Source organism: Geodermatophilus sp. CPCC 205506 (genome assembly GCF_051383635.1).
Lineage (GTDB): Bacteria > Actinomycetota > Actinomycetes > Mycobacteriales > Geodermatophilaceae > Geodermatophilus.
On the sequence record NZ_JALPKP010000050.1, the window covers coordinates 1 to 13,849 of the forward strand.

Annotated in this window: 9 protein-coding genes and 2 pseudogenes; 9 read left to right on the forward strand and 2 right to left on the reverse strand. The window is 64.5% G+C overall.

Translation table 11 applies throughout. From position 1 onward, the window contains the following. Nucleotides 1–97: 97 nt before the first annotated feature. A pseudogene (locus MY520_RS22555) lies at nucleotides 98–418 on the forward strand (integrase core domain-containing protein); the annotation flags it as partial. Between the two features lie 625 nt (nucleotides 419–1,043). Next, entirely contained in the window at nucleotides 1,044–2,762 is a 1,719-nt protein-coding gene (locus MY520_RS22560; protein WP_436694811.1) for an HNH/ENDO VII family nuclease, read from the forward strand. 38 nt (nucleotides 2,763–2,800) lie between these two features. On the opposite strand, the pseudogene MY520_RS22565 reads toward MY520_RS22560, so the two are convergent. Both MY520_RS22565 and MY520_RS22570 read right to left on the reverse strand, forming a co-directional pair. Next, a pseudogene (locus tag MY520_RS22565) lies at nucleotides 2,801–3,212 on the reverse strand (transposase); the annotation flags it as partial. Between the two features lie 728 nt (nucleotides 3,213–3,940). After that, nucleotides 3,941–4,963, reverse strand: a complete 1,023-nt coding sequence (locus tag MY520_RS22570; RefSeq protein ID WP_436694812.1) for a hypothetical protein — start codon at nucleotides 4,961–4,963, stop codon at nucleotides 3,941–3,943. Nucleotides 4,964–6,010: 1,047 nt separating this feature from the next. Between MY520_RS22570 and MY520_RS22575 the strand changes: the two genes are divergently transcribed. From MY520_RS22575 to MY520_RS22605, 7 genes are all read left to right on the forward strand, one after another. Continuing rightward, a complete protein-coding gene (locus MY520_RS22575) occupies nucleotides 6,011–6,421 on the forward strand; it encodes a tyrosine-type recombinase/integrase (RefSeq protein WP_436694849.1) in 411 nt (136 codons plus the stop codon). A 91-nt stretch (nucleotides 6,422–6,512) separates the two neighbouring features. Beyond that, entirely contained in the window at nucleotides 6,513–7,295 is a 783-nt protein-coding gene (locus MY520_RS22580) for a hypothetical protein (protein WP_436694813.1), read from the forward strand. A 680-nt stretch (nucleotides 7,296–7,975) separates the two neighbouring features. Beyond that, nucleotides 7,976–8,698 carry a hypothetical protein gene (locus MY520_RS22585; protein WP_436694814.1) on the forward strand — a complete coding sequence of 241 codons (723 nt, stop codon included), beginning with the start codon at nucleotides 7,976–7,978 and terminating at the stop codon, nucleotides 8,696–8,698. Nucleotides 8,699–8,962: 264 nt separating this feature from the next. Then, nucleotides 8,963–9,664 (forward strand): recombinase family protein, encoded by a 702-nt coding sequence (locus tag MY520_RS22590; protein ID WP_436694815.1) that lies wholly within the window; start codon nucleotides 8,963–8,965, stop codon nucleotides 9,662–9,664. After that, nucleotides 9,661–10,710 (forward strand): protein NO VEIN domain-containing protein, encoded by a 1,050-nt coding sequence (locus MY520_RS22595; RefSeq protein ID WP_436694816.1) that lies wholly within the window; start codon nucleotides 9,661–9,663, stop codon nucleotides 10,708–10,710. The genes MY520_RS22590 and MY520_RS22595 overlap by 4 nt, the downstream gene beginning before the upstream one ends. 147 nt (nucleotides 10,711–10,857) lie before the next feature. Continuing rightward, nucleotides 10,858–13,470, forward strand: coding sequence for a DEAD/DEAH box helicase (locus MY520_RS22600; protein ID WP_436694817.1), 2,613 nt, complete (start codon nucleotides 10,858–10,860; stop codon nucleotides 13,468–13,470). Beyond that, nucleotides 13,460–13,849, forward strand: coding sequence for a nucleotide pyrophosphohydrolase (locus MY520_RS22605; RefSeq protein WP_436694818.1), 390 nt, complete (start codon nucleotides 13,460–13,462; stop codon nucleotides 13,847–13,849). Before MY520_RS22600 ends, MY520_RS22605 begins: the two co-directional genes overlap by 11 nt.

Sequence of the window (13,849 nt, forward strand, 5' to 3'; positions counted from 1 at the left end):
CGCAAGGTCCTCGACTGGAAGACCCCCGCGGAGGTCCTGGACGAGCACCTACGCTCACTGCACAAGGCAGGTGTTGCAACCACCGGTTGAGGCCAGGCAATACCTGTCCGTGCGCTACACCGACCGGCTCGACGCCGCCGGGGCCGTACGCTCTGTGGGCAGCAGGGGCGACCCCTACGACAACGCCGCCGCCGAGTCCCTCATCGGGCTCTACAAGACCGAGCTCATCCGCCGCCGCGGCCCGTGGAAGGGCCTCGACGATGTCGAGCTGGCCACCCTGGAGTACGTCGACTGGTTCAACCACCGCCGGCTGCACGGCGCCTGCGGCGACATCCCACCGGTCGAGTTCGAGGACCGATACTGCCGCTCGATCGCCGGCCTCACCGAGGACCTACCGGCAGAACCGAGCCTCCACTGAGCCCGGGGCGGTTCAGTCGGCCCGTGTGACGGGCAGTGCGCGACCACACCGCGGCCACAGCACTCCCTACTTATGTCTGTCTCTGCCCCAAGGTCGCGATATGACCGACCCCGGAATCACGACAAGGCCATCGCCGCCGCCGTGGCTGGCGCATGACCGAGGTGCCACCCGGCTGGTTCCTCGACCTGCTCGCCGTATTGGAACTGACGGACCGTTGAAGCAGCGGCACCCTCGGGTCGAGAAGGGTAGCCGGGGACAGCCCCAGGGCGCCCCCGCTCGCTCGAGCAGCCGACCGAACGGGGCTGGCTGTCGCGTCAGCCACGAAGCAGGTGGAAGACCACCGTCAGTCGACGGAGAGGCAACAATCCGTCCAGTCACCTCAATCGCGTTTACCGAACGGCTTGCCACGGTGGGCGTCGCACCCAGCGTCGGCAGCGTCGGTGACGCGCTGAGCAACGCCCTGGCCGAGTTCCAGCGGCCTGTTGAGACCGAAACTCATCCGCCGCCGCGGACCCTGGAAGACCGTTGACGACGTCGAGCTGGTACCTCAAGGTCCGCGTATCAGACGGTTCCCTCCGCTGCCTGAATATGGGAAAATCTGTGCGCACTTTAACGAGGAGATGAGATGCGGACCAGCCGCGCTATCGGACGCGAGTCTGCGGCGAGTCCACGAGAGGCCCAGCGCCGCGAGCCTGTCGCGAAACCTCCCACGGTCGAGCATGTGTTGGCACTTCAGCGCCGGGCGGGCAACGCGGCCGTCAACCGTCTTCTCGGCGCCGGTCACGACCGCACGGTGCGACGGCTGCAGCGAGATGACAAGGAGCGTGAAGCTGAACGCGCGTATTACGAGTCGACACGCCAGGTTCGCCTCGAGGGCGCGGCTGAAGTGAACGATGCGTGGTGGCGAGCGAATCTCTCCGGAGGAGATGCTTCTCAGATAGACGCCTTCTGGCGTGGCGGACGCAAGGCGGCCCTGATCCAAGCGATCTCGACACCAGACCATGGTTTGGGGAAGCGTCAGGTTCTCCGAATCTGGACGCTCTATTGGGCTGACAAGTACAACCTTGTGAACAACTTCGTTGACAATATGGGTGGCTGCGCACGCCATGTCCCGGACGACAAATGCAGTGAGTACCAACGGCAATACAGTCAAGCGGCGGCCATGGTGAGTGCCGTCGTCGACGTCCACCACATCCTGTCGGCAGCCGAACAGCATAAGAAGAGCCTGACTCTCGATCAGATCAACGAATACGCGAGCGATGCCCTCCGACTTCGGGGAATCATGGTGCTTGTTGCCGGCGTTGCGGGTGGGCTGCGCCAGTCCTTCAGGGCACCGCCGAGGAGTCGCGCCGCCTCACAAGGTTTTGGGGGCGGGAAATCGAAGACGGGCGACGAGCCCGTGACGAGGGCGGCCCCGCCCCGCGCCACGGCGCGCGACGAGCCGGCCACCACGGCGACGACGGCCTCGCCGATGAAGCAGCTCCCCGCGAAGTCCGCCTCGGACCGGCCCGCGCCGGCCTCGGCCGACCCGGTGGCCAAGCAGGAGGGGGTTGTCGTCCGCCGCCAGGAAAAGGTGAGCGACGCCACGCGAGCAGTGCGCGAGGCTCATCGCCGCGTGGAGCAGTCGGAGCGCGCTGTCGCGACCGGCCGGCAGCGGTACGCGGACGCCCGGGCCGAGGCGGAGCGCGCGCAGAAGGCGACCGAGCAGGCGCAAGCCAGGGCCGAGGGCGCCAAGCGCGGTTCCGACCCGGCGAAGCAGGCCACGCAGGCCCGCAACGACGCCAAGAAGGCCGCGAGCGCCGAGGCGAGGGCAATAAGGTCGCTGGACAAGGCGGAAGGCGAGCTTCGCGACGCCCGCAAGGCGCAGGCCAAGGCCACGCTGCGGGCCAAGACCGCACGCAATGACCTCAAGCGATCGCGGGCCGAGCTCGAGCGTAAGCGCGCTGGCGACTCGACGTGGGAACCGCCGCTGAAGGTCGTCCGCGACCCGCGGACGGTCACGGGCCCGGCGGGCGGAAAGCTCACGGACCGCGGCTACGAGGGCCGCCTAGCCGACGACCCGCCGCTCGGCATGCAACGCAACAAGCTGTTCGACCAGAACGACAGCAACCTCCAGCGAATGCTCGACGGCCGCCCGCCGATCGGCCGCGACGGCGAGCCGCTCAACCTCCACCACCGGACACGCGGGCCGATGTCGCGGCTGGACGAGTACTCGGCCACCGAGCATCGCCAACTGCGGCTGCACGAGGCCGGCCTGGACAGCCAGATCGACCGCACGCTTTTCGGCGAGCAGCGGGCGCGCTACTGGGTGACGAGAGCCCGGAGCCTCCTGAACCTGAAGTGACAAGCGAGCCGCCAAGCCCCACGGCCAGCAGATCGACGCCGGTCGCGGGCGGACTTGGAGATGCCGGTGTCCGCGCCCAGCGCCCGCACCAGGTCATCGACCTTCCGCGTGGAGACGCCGTGCAGATAGGCCTCCATCACCACCGCGAACAGCGCCTGGTCGATCCGCCGGCGGCTCCAGCAGCGAGGGGAAGAACGAGCCGGCGCTCAGCTTCGGGATCCGCAGCTCCAGATCTCCGGCCGTGGTGGTCAGGGTTCGTGGTCGGGAGCCGTTGCGCTGGGCGGTGCGGGACTCGGTGCGCTCGTGCGGACCGGCGCCGATCACCGCGGTCAGCTCGGCCTCGATCAACGCCTGGTACAGCGTCTCGGTGGCGGCACGGATGCGGTCGTCGACGTCGGCGGCTTTCAGTGCCTCCAGGAGCTCGAGCAGGGCAGACTGGTCCAGGGCCATCGCGTGGCCTTTCTCTGAGTGAACCTTGGCGGGAACACACAGAAGATCCACGCGGTGGCCCCTCGCACGCCAGCACTTCGCCGACGAGCTCAGGACCTCCGACCAGCTACACCACGTCCTGGGACGTCACCCGACCGTACCTAGACAAGGACCCACCTGAAACAGCAAGCCAGCGTGATCTGGACGAAGAGACATGTGCAGCCGGAGAGCCCTACACCGGCTGCTGGGCATTCGTGGCGCGGGGCCGCGCCAGTTCCGGTTCCGTCCACGAAGGTGAGCAGCCGTCCCTCGAGCGCCGTCGCGAACTGGAGCGGGAGCCGCAGGTACGGATGCCCGGGAGGCAGGGCCAGGACCTCGGCCCCGGACGCGTGCCCCGATGCCGCAGCGCCGGAACAGGTCCAGGTGCCCGCGCCCGGCCTCGGCATCCCCCAGCGCCGGAACGCCTCGTGGATGAGCGAGATGAGTTGGTGGAGGGCCGGCGCGGGCGTGTTGAGTGCCAGCTTCCCCAGTCGGGGTCGGCATCGGCGACGTCCCCGCCGGTACACCGACACCGTGGTGACCCTGGAGAAGCCGATCGGGGGCCACGGCAGTCAGCGGGAGCGTCGCGGCGTCCAAGACGCGACACGGCTGCCGCGAGGCGGCCGCCCCCACGGGCGCTGTCCTACTCCGCGGCAAGGCAGAGCCAACTGCGGCCAGCAACGAGTTCGGGCCAGGGCTCCGGGTGGGGATCAGGCCTTCGACCACTCCTCCGCCGCAGGTCGTTCCCTCGGTGCCGGAGTTGGTTCGGCGCGCTTCGAGCCGTCCACAACTGCTACCGCGGCCTTGGCCGTCAGGCCGTTCTCATCCAGATACTCCTTCAGCACCGCGACCGCATCGAGATGATGTGGGAGTTTGCGATTGAGGTGGTGCCAGGCCTTCGGTACGACTGAACGCTCCAGTCCACGACGTGAGTTCAGGCCGCCGAACCAGTCCCGTGAACCCATGAATTGCTTGACGTGCTTGAACTGATCCGGGAAGTCGACGACCGCCCCCAACGTCACGACGTGCAACGAGTCGAAGAGAGGGTGACTGTCGCCGTCGAGGTCGCGGACGAACTGCTCCATCGCGTAGTCGAGCATGAGACTCCCCTTGCTGTGCCCCACCACCAGGTTCAGGTTCTTGGGACGGGCCACGAGGATGTCGAGGATGGTCGCCACGTCCGGCCCCGGGCGGGCGCTGAGGCTGACCGCTTGCGGGTTTCGTCCTACCGCTGCCGCCGGCAGCACGCCCCCCAGCACGCTTCTCGAGGTCTCCACCACTTGTTCGACCCGCATGCGCGTTCTGTCTGCGGCTCCGAACAGGAACCAGCCGCCCAGAGCCTCCGCGACCAGATCGGTGAGCCCGTAACCGGTCACCACGCCGGCGACGTCGCAATCCATCGCGTCGGCGACGTTGCGCGCCAGCGCGACCGTGCCCACGACCGAGCTGCCGACCCCGGCCACGGCCAGCGCCCGGATCTGGTCACCTTCGACGTGCATGAAGCGCAGGGCACTCCGGTAGTGCCGGATCCTTCCTCTGCCGCTGGGTGGCACGACCACGATGCTGCCCTCGCGGTCGTTCAACGGGGACAGCTGCCCCTGCTCCTCGGCCGTCAGGCTCCCGACGTCGTAGAAGATGCTGTCGGCGAGCGCGTTGCGGGTCCTGACCGAGAGGTACGGGACATCCACCGCGAGACTCGTCAGGGGATCCTTGGCTTCCATCGTCAGCGTCACACCTCTCGCGCAGGGGTCTTGTCGTCGTGAATGGCTCGTCTACTCGCGAGTTCCCCGTCGCCGTACCGGCTCAGGCACCATTGCAGTCAGTGCCATGGCGCCAGACCTGGATCGCTGTGGCGAGGCAGTTGTGCGTCGATCGATGAACTCGACATCCACCGCCCTTCTCGGCAGGGAGGAGGCGCGCAGTCCGCACCTGGCATGAGACGTGGAGCAGCTGAGGGAGACTGCACTGTCCCTCCGAACGCCTGACCGACCCGTTGCGCTCCTCCGGGCGATCTGGCCCGAAGCTGGAGGACGGACGAGAACTGGTGACGGCGGCGACCTCCGGTGATCAGCCAGGCAGTCATGGACGGCAGACCCCTGGGAAGGGCGCCTTCCGATGTCGAGGCCCATCGTCGGCAGTTCGCGTCACCCATCCGTCACGAACGCGTAGGCGGGCGCGTCACCGCCATCTCACGTGGACCGATGAGAGGTCGCGCGGTTCAACCGCACGCCCGCCACCGTGTCGACCTACTCGCACCTCTGGCCGAGCGCCGGGCCCGCACGCGGGCCACCGCACAGGCCCTACTCACGGAATCGTGCGGACTGGACGTGGACCGGGGCCACTGAGCAATCCGCTGAGCTCCGGCGCTAGGGCCGGTCACACGTTGAAGCGGAACTCCACGACGTCGCCGTCCTGCATGACGGTATGTACAGGAGTTCCAAGTGCAACTACACGACGTCTCTACCTGTCATGACGTGGCGCTGACGCGCCTAGCAAATCGCCCGATCAAAGAAGCGACCCACAAGGAATACTTAGCTACTCTCAGAGCTCTGCACCTGTCAGACCTTCCGTTTGATTCCGTCACGGTAGCCATGCTGACCACCCGGTTGCAGCGCGTCCTCAGCCCCAATACACGGCGGAAGCACGCAATCAATCTCAGGGCTTGCCTTGGTATTCCTGTCCCCTGCCCCAGACCTACACGGCGGGAATACGACCTCCCTAGCCTTGATCTTCTTAGAAAGTTGATCGAGGAAAGCTCTTACCGCATGTGGGGATATGCCATGTTGCTAGCAGGACTTCGACTAGGCGAAGCCTGCACGAATCAACCAGTTAAGGGAAACGTCATCACCGTGGACAGGCAACGCCTGCCCGACGGCACGATCAGCACACCCAAGACCGCCGGCCCGGTGGTAGTACCTCAGTGGTTCGCAGACGAGTACCGAAGCCATGACTTCACCAGAGCAGCCAACACGGTCTATGTCGGAATCCGCCGGGCAGGTCGGAAGGCTGCCATTGACTTGACACCACACGTTCTCCGCCACGCATTCGCTACCAGCTTGGTCAACGCGGGGTGCTCACCGGAGGTTCTGCGACGACAGATGAGACACCACGACGTATCGGTCAGCCTGGGTTTCTACGTCCACACCACGACCGGCGACATTGAGGGAGCGATGAGCCGGGCGTTCGGCTAGCCCAGCAAGTCCCTGTACGGCTCCCTGACGCCCTAAGAATCCCCCGGCCTGCCTCGGTGCGGGCCGGGGGATTCTTGCTTAGGCTCAGGGCATGTTGGAGTGGTGGGACTTCCTGTGGGCGCGGACCGCCGAGCAGTGGCAGGCAATTGGGTCGGTCGGCACGCTTGCCATCGCAACCCTTGCGGCGGCCGTCGCAGGCGTGCAGGCAAGGGAAGCCCGCCAGCTACGGATTGCACAGAGCATGCCTGAGATCGTAGTGGATTTCGAAACACAGTCCGTGTTGGTGGAAATCGCGATTTCCAATACGGGCCAGACCACGGCCAGCGACGTGAAGGTAGCCTTCGACCCTCCACTGGAGTCCACGCTGATCGAATCTGGACGAACAAAGATGCTCACGTCCAAGTTGCTGACCGAGGGCATTGAGACCATGCCGCCGGGCAAGAAGTATCGATTGATGTTCGAACACGCCCCAGATCGCTACAAGCGGGACGACCTGCCTCGCACGTACACCGCGACCGCTACCTACCGCGACACGAGGAACAAGCGGCACGCGGCCACCTATGTTCTTGATTTCGATACGTACTACGGCTACAACCAGGTCACCCTCTACGACATTCACGACGCCGCCAAAGCGCTGAAAGAAATGCAATCCCTCATGAAGAAGTGGGCGGAGTTCGGCCAGGGTGGCCTCAGAGTGTTCAGCCGGGACGGCGACGCCAAGGACCGGCGTATGCGGGAAGAGTTTGAAGAGATGAGGCGAGACGAAGGAGCCGGCGAGAGCGAGGCTGAGGATTCATCGAGCGCAGAATCAAGCTTCGTCGGTCAGATAATCACCAGGGTCGTCCGGCGCTTCGGCGGGCGAAACAACGACTGAGTGTCACTGTCATCGATGGGAACGACCCGTTCACGGTCTAGCGATGGGCACCAGTCGGGGAAGGGGCGAGAAGCTGTGGACAGCGACAGTGCCGGGAACCTCGCACTGACACACTAGTGCCGTGTCGAAGGTCTGGGATTCCAGGATGACGTTGACGCTGACCTGCCCGCACTGTGGCCGGGTGCCGATGACCGAGGTAGGCCGCACGCCCCTACCAGGCATCCACGGAGGCCCCGAGACGGTCTTGGCGACCTGCAACGGCTGTGGTCGACCGTCCGTCCACCGGCTGATCGGCAAGACAGACCGGCGTCTCTGGCCGTATGCCCGGATTTTGGACCGCGAGTCCTGAACGCCTGAGCGGGGTTCCGCCCCCTCAGAGTCCGCAGGAGCCGCCCGAAAATCGCGGACGGCAAGTCCCCAGGGAAGTTGATTTCCGGCCCTTGCCCTGGGGCTGGGGAAGCCTCATCATTGAATCAAATCTTATTCCGCCCGGCACCTGGTCGGTTGCATTTCAGTGGATATTCGTGTAGCATTAATGGCAACAGAGGCCACTGAGACCATGCAGGAGGGTTGCTCAAAGCATAGATTTCTTCTAGGGGTAGAAGAGTACAAGCAAAGAGTCCGCCGGGATGGTCCCCGGCGGACTCTTTTGTATTCCTAACCCCTATTGGAGAAGCGTAGTGAGCAAGAATTTGAATAGCAATGAACTGACAAACGCAATGCTGTGCGCGCACTTGTCAGGCAACGAAATCAAGGTGCTCCTCGCCTACGTCAGCAAGGGCGGCTGGAAGCACGGAACCGAGGTGTTCCTGCCAGAGTCGGTCCGGAAGGAATACGGCCTCGCGGACAGCACTGTTAAGCGAATGCGCAAGAATCTCGTAGCTAAGGGGTGGATGGTCCCGACCGGCAACAAGTCACACTTCGGCTGTGACATGTACCTCCTCAGGATTCCGACGGGGGTTCATCCTGAACCCTCTGCCCCGGTCAGCCTGGACCCCCCGGTGGTTCATTCTGACCCCTTGGGTAGTCCAGATCGATCTACAGAAGTAACTAAGGAACTAACTCAGGAACTATCAAAGTCAAGTAACGAAGAAGAGGACCAGGAGTCTAATCCACCAGAGGATGACTCTGGCTTAATTGGTAATGATCCTTCGAGTCCTAGATTCTCTGGTCTGATTCTTAATTCTGGGTCTTCAGAGCTGCCCGCAGGGAGGCCGGCCGACGAACGGGCGGTCGAACTGAAAAGGCAGTGTCGGACCTATCGACCCGACCTGACTGAGGGGGAGTTGGACAGGATGGTGTCCGGGATGCTGAACCGCGAGCGGCTAAGAGAGGTGCAGGACGAGGCCCGTAGGCGCCGCCAGGAGACGCAGGAGGCCGCAGAAAAGGAGCTGACCTGGTGAATACGTGGGAGGTTTTCTCAACTGATAGGGCGCCGCTGGGCTGACGTGTAGTACTGACAGCCGTCTATTGATACTCCGTTGGACGCTGTGCGATGCGCGGAGCGTACGGCAACACGAAACGGCTGGTGCTAACAGATTTCGTTGACGCCGAAGTTGAACGCGCGTGTCGCACAGCCGATACGGAGTTCACCTGGTCGGGTGCGATTCGGATAGTGCGACCATGCTTTGCTTAAGAATACGGTCGTTTAGATTAGATTTGACCCTATGGCTAAGCGTGTCAGCAGTCGGGTTCTGGCGTACGTTCGCGTCTCGACGGAAGAGCAACGGTCGTCCGGTTTGGGCCTTGCCGATCAGCGGGCCGTGATACAGCAGGCGGCTACTCAGCGCGGCTGGGCTGATGTCGAGTTCGTAAGCGACGAAGGCGTGAGCGCGAAGAACCTTGCCCGTCCTGGCATCGCTTGGGCGCTTGAAGAGCTGGCTGCTGGACGCGCCAGTGCCTTGGTGGTTAGCAAGCTGGATCGGCTGAGCCGGTCGCTGTTGGACTTTGCGAACCTCATGGACACGGCCAAGCGACAGGGCTGGGAGGTGGTGGCCCTTGACTTGGCTATCGACACGTCAACGCCAAGTGGCGCTCTCATGGCGAACGTCATGGCGAGCTTCGCCCAGTTCGAACGGCAGTTGATCGGCCAGCGGACGTCGGCAGCCCTCCAGGCTAAGAAGCTCGCTGGCGCACGGCTTGGGCGACCTCGCTCGCTTGCCCCGGTCATTCGGCAACGAATCGTTGCCGAGCGCGCAAGCGGAGGAACGCTCACGAGCATCGCCAGGGGCCTAAACGAGGATGCCATCCCCACGGCACGCGGTGGGCGAGCTTGGCACCCAGCAACTGTGGCAGCGGTCTTGCGCTCCGAGGCACTCGATGACGAGGCGCGGTTGGCATCGCGGGTCCCAGACATGATGGCCTCGTGAGCGAGTCGACGAGGTTGCCAGGGGGAACGCAGGAGGCACTCAACCGGTGGTGGGACGAGGAGCCGTCTGAGCGGTACTGGCTCGAAATCACTGATCGAGAGGACCTTGGCGCTGATCTTCATGCCCCGAAGCTGGATGATGCCGGACGGCCCTACTGGAGCTACAACCTCGTCACCGAGGTTCGGGCCGACGATGTGGTGCTGCACTGGCACAAGTCGATGCTCGGGTATCCCGCCATCGTGGGCTGGTCGGTCGCAACGGGGGTCCCGGAGGACAGCAGCATCGTCTGGCAGGCGCGAGGAAGTTTCGGTCGTCGTCATGGCCCGACGGGGCCTGAGCCTGCCTGGCGAATGCCGCTTCGTGACTACACGCCTCTCCTGTCTCCGATCGGGCAAGCGACCCTCAGGCGGGAGGAGGGGGCTGTGCGGACGGTTCACGACGACCTCGTCGGTCGGTTCCGAAGGCCCCTCTATTTCCCCTTTGCCCTGAGCGAGCGGCGGCCCGTGCGAACCGCTCAGGGATACCTCGTCAAGTTCCCGTCGGCGCTAGTGCAGGTCTTCGAGGAACTCGCGTCACTGCCGACCGCCACACCCAGGAGCCGGCCAAGTAGGACGACTCCCCGGCCAGTGCCGGGACGGGGCGGTGCTGGGTACCAGTCGGACTTCCGCGTTCGGAGCGCCATCGAGACGCATGCTGTTGACCGGGCCGTCGGCTACTTCGCGGAACTGGGCTATGAGGTGGAGAACGTAGGCGCCTTCGAGTCTTTCGACCTCTTGGTCAAGAAGGACTCAGAACTGCGACACGTCGAGGTCAAGGGGTCCTCGGGAGACGCCGTCACCGTTGAGCTGACCGATGGCGAAGTGCGCCACGCCCGTCGACATCAGCCAACTGACCTGTACGTCGTCGACGGCATCGCATGGAGACGCCAGCCCGATGGCTCAATAGCAACGAGTGGAGGAAATGACCGCGTGCTGCATGACTGGATGCCCGGCTCCGAGGATCTCTCTGCAACTCGCTATCGATACCGCCTCCCGGAGCACTCGTGAGTAGCAGGCGTTAGATCTATTGCCCCCCGTCAGGACCTGGCAGGGTCCGCATCCCAGCGTGGGGATGTTTTCGGGTGGGGGGACGAGCACGGCGCTCAACGCACCGACTCTCGGTGGGGCCACTCCGGTGGGGTGCAGGATGCAGTCGTGCCCTTCGTGCGTCGGACCGCCACCGGACCTGTCCCAGAGGACCCCGAGCAGCTCTACAGGCTCCTGGCCGAGAGCAACTCTGGTCCAGCCGCTCTGTGGGGCCACCAGCAGGACGTGGTTCGCTCCTGGCACCAGGAGCACGAGTCGAGGGCCGACGTCGCAATCGAGCTCCCCACAGGTGCCGGCAAGACTCTGGTCGGCGGCCTCCTGGGAGAGTTTCGGCGTCGGGTTGCAGGTGATCGAGTCGCCTACCTCTGCCCGACTCGGCAGCTTGCCAGGCAGACGGCTGCCCGCTTGACGGAGTACGGCATCCCAAACGTGCTCCTGATCGGTAAGGCAGTCGACTTCAACCAGGCGGACCGTGCGCGATATACGGGCGCGCAGGCCATCGCGGTGAGCGTCTATCACCACGTCTTCAACAGTAATCCGGCGCTGAATGACGCCCAGATGCTGGTTTTGGACGACGCCCACGCTGCGGAGCAGGCGGTAGCAGGGCCTTGGAGCCTCCGCATCGATCGGACCCACGAGGCTTACATGGACGTCTTGGCGCTCCTGCCGGGTGCACTCGACCCCCACATCCTGGACCGACTAAGGACCGACAGCCCGGATCGCCAATACCTGGCGCAGACGTACCTGGCCTCTCCAGTCGGCCTCGCTGCGGTTGCGTCCGAGCTGGAGGCCGCATTGGACACTGCGGCTTCCACGCGCCGGATGAGCAAAGACGCCCGCTATGCCTTGAAGCAGATGGCCGGGCGCCTAGACCGCTGTCTCGTCTACGTGTCTTACCGCTCGATCCTCTTCCGCCCACTGGTCACGCCGACGGCAGTCCACGCGGCCTTCGAACAGCCAGCTCGACGTCTGTATATGAGCGCCACACTCGGGGCGGGTGGCGAGCTCGAGCGCGCGTTTGGCCGGCGGAAGATCGCCCGCGTTCCGATCCCCAAGGGGTGGGATAAGCAAGGCACCGGGCGCAGGTTCTTCTGCTTCCCTGAGTTCTCTCCCGACCTGGCGGCCACGCCCTTGGCTGTCCCGGACTGGGTCCGGCGCACTGTCGCAATGCACGGGCGCAGCGTCGTTCTCACGCCTGACGAGCGGACCGCGCAGAACGTGGCGGCGCAGTTCATCCCTGAGGGGTTCCAGATCCTTCGTGGGGACGACGTCGAGGATGACCTGGAGGCGTTCACGACCAAGCCCCAAGCGTCCTTGCTCCTGGCGAACCGCTACGACGGCATCGACCTGCCGGATGAGGACTGTCGCCTGGTCGTGATCGCAGGCCTCCCGGCGCGTGGCGACCTTCAGGAGCGTTTCCTGTACGGATCCCTAGGCGCACTCGAAGTCCTGCAGGAGAGGATCCGTGCACGCTTCGTCCAAGGGGCAGGACGCGCGACCCGCAACGCCAAGGACTTCTCCACCGTCGTGGTCCTGGGCGGAGACCTGACGAACTACGTGAACAGACGCGAGGTCACGGAAGCACTTCAGCCAGAAGTGCAAGCCGAGCTGTCCTTCGGCTTCGCTAACAGCCTTGCGAACTCTTCGGAGCAACTCCTCGATGGAATACGCGAGTTCCTCGGGCAAACAGAGGCGTGGCATGGGGCCAACTCAGAGATCGTTGCGGAACGCGAGACTCGGAAGGTTCAGTCGCCCGCCGGAACCGTTCAGCTCGCTGCCGCCGCTCAGCACGAGGTATCAGCCTGGCAGGCTGCTTGGCAGGGAGAGTGGGATCGTGCCCTGGAGTCAGCGCGCGCCGTGCTTGACGCACTGAGCGGTGGACGGGACGTCCAGCGTTACGGCGCGTTGTGGAACTACCTTGCTGGATGCTGGGCGCTGCGCCTAGCGAGCGTGAACGGCGACGCGACACTTCAGGAAGCGGCTAGGGACTACTACCAGGCGGCTCGGGCCGGCGGGCGGGGCACGTCCTGGTTGGACCATCTGACCCTGGCTTCCGACATGCCTCCCAGCCTTGCAATCGACGCAGTCGACCCGGTGGACCGTATGGCTGCGGAAGGCATCCAGTCGTCTCTGCAGACGCTAGGCAAGCCCGCGAGGTTTGAGTCGGCGATCGTGGAGATGCATGCGGGGCTTTCGGGCCGTCCTCCGAAACCCTCTGAGAACGCCCTCGTGAGGCTTGGCGAGTTGGCTGGCGCGGAGAGCAAGGGGAACGGGGGAGCCACTGCTGCACCTGACGCAACCTGGCGCTTCGGAAACGTCTTGTGGGTGAGCTGGGAAGCTAAGAGTGACGCAGAACCGGAAGGTGAGCTGGGGCCGGAAGACGTGCGCCAAGCCGGAGCACACCTGCGATACATGTCTGCGGAGTCCGAAGAAGACATCCCGCTTGGTTCATTCGGACTCCTGATGACTCCCCAGGCGCGCGTGCATAAGGCCGCAAGGTCGGTCGCCGAGGACCACGTATTTCTAGTTAGGAGAGACGACGTCCTCGATCTGCTCGATGGATTGACGCGGGCGTGGCGATCCATCCGCTCTGGCAATGGGGACGTCGGATCTATCCTGTCCGCGTTGCATACCGAGGGCGTCTTGCCGTCGATGTGGGCGACGCGACTCCAGGCGGATCCTCTTGCAGCTGGAGCCGAGGAGTGGTCAAGTGACGGATAGTCGCACCAGTAGCGACTCTGCACGGGACGGGACCCTGGGCGAGTTCGTCGCGCGTGTGCGCGAGTTCAGCGATCAGCGGGACTGGGGTCAATTCCATGATCCCAAGAATCTGACCATGGCTCTGTCAGCGGAAGTCGGTGAGCTGGTGGCGATTTTCCAATGGCTCACCGCCGAGCAGGCTCGCGCCGTAAGCGGAGACGCCACGAGATGGCCGAAGGTCGAAGATGAGATAGCGGACGTTCTCATCTACCTGGTGAGGTTAGCCGACGTCCTTGGTGTCGACCTGCTCAACGTTGGGGCGGCGAAACTCAGCCGAAATGCCGAGCGGTACCCAGTTGAGCTGGCGCGAGGAACAGCGACGAAGTACGACGAGCTGTGA

What these genes read in the sequence shown, in the direction of transcription:
- MY520_RS22575 (WP_436694849.1), top strand. Translation starts at nt 6,011, where the DNA reads ATGTTGCTAGCAGGACTTCGACTAGGCGAAGCCTGCACGAATCAACCA.
- MY520_RS22560 (WP_436694811.1), top strand. Translation starts at nt 1,044, where the DNA reads ATGCGGACCAGCCGCGCTATCGGACGCGAGTCTGCGGCGAGTCCACGA.
- MY520_RS22590 (WP_436694815.1), top strand. Translation starts at nt 8,963, where the DNA reads ATGGCTAAGCGTGTCAGCAGTCGGGTTCTGGCGTACGTTCGCGTCTCG.
- MY520_RS22580 (WP_436694813.1), top strand. Translation starts at nt 6,513, where the DNA reads ATGTTGGAGTGGTGGGACTTCCTGTGGGCGCGGACCGCCGAGCAGTGG.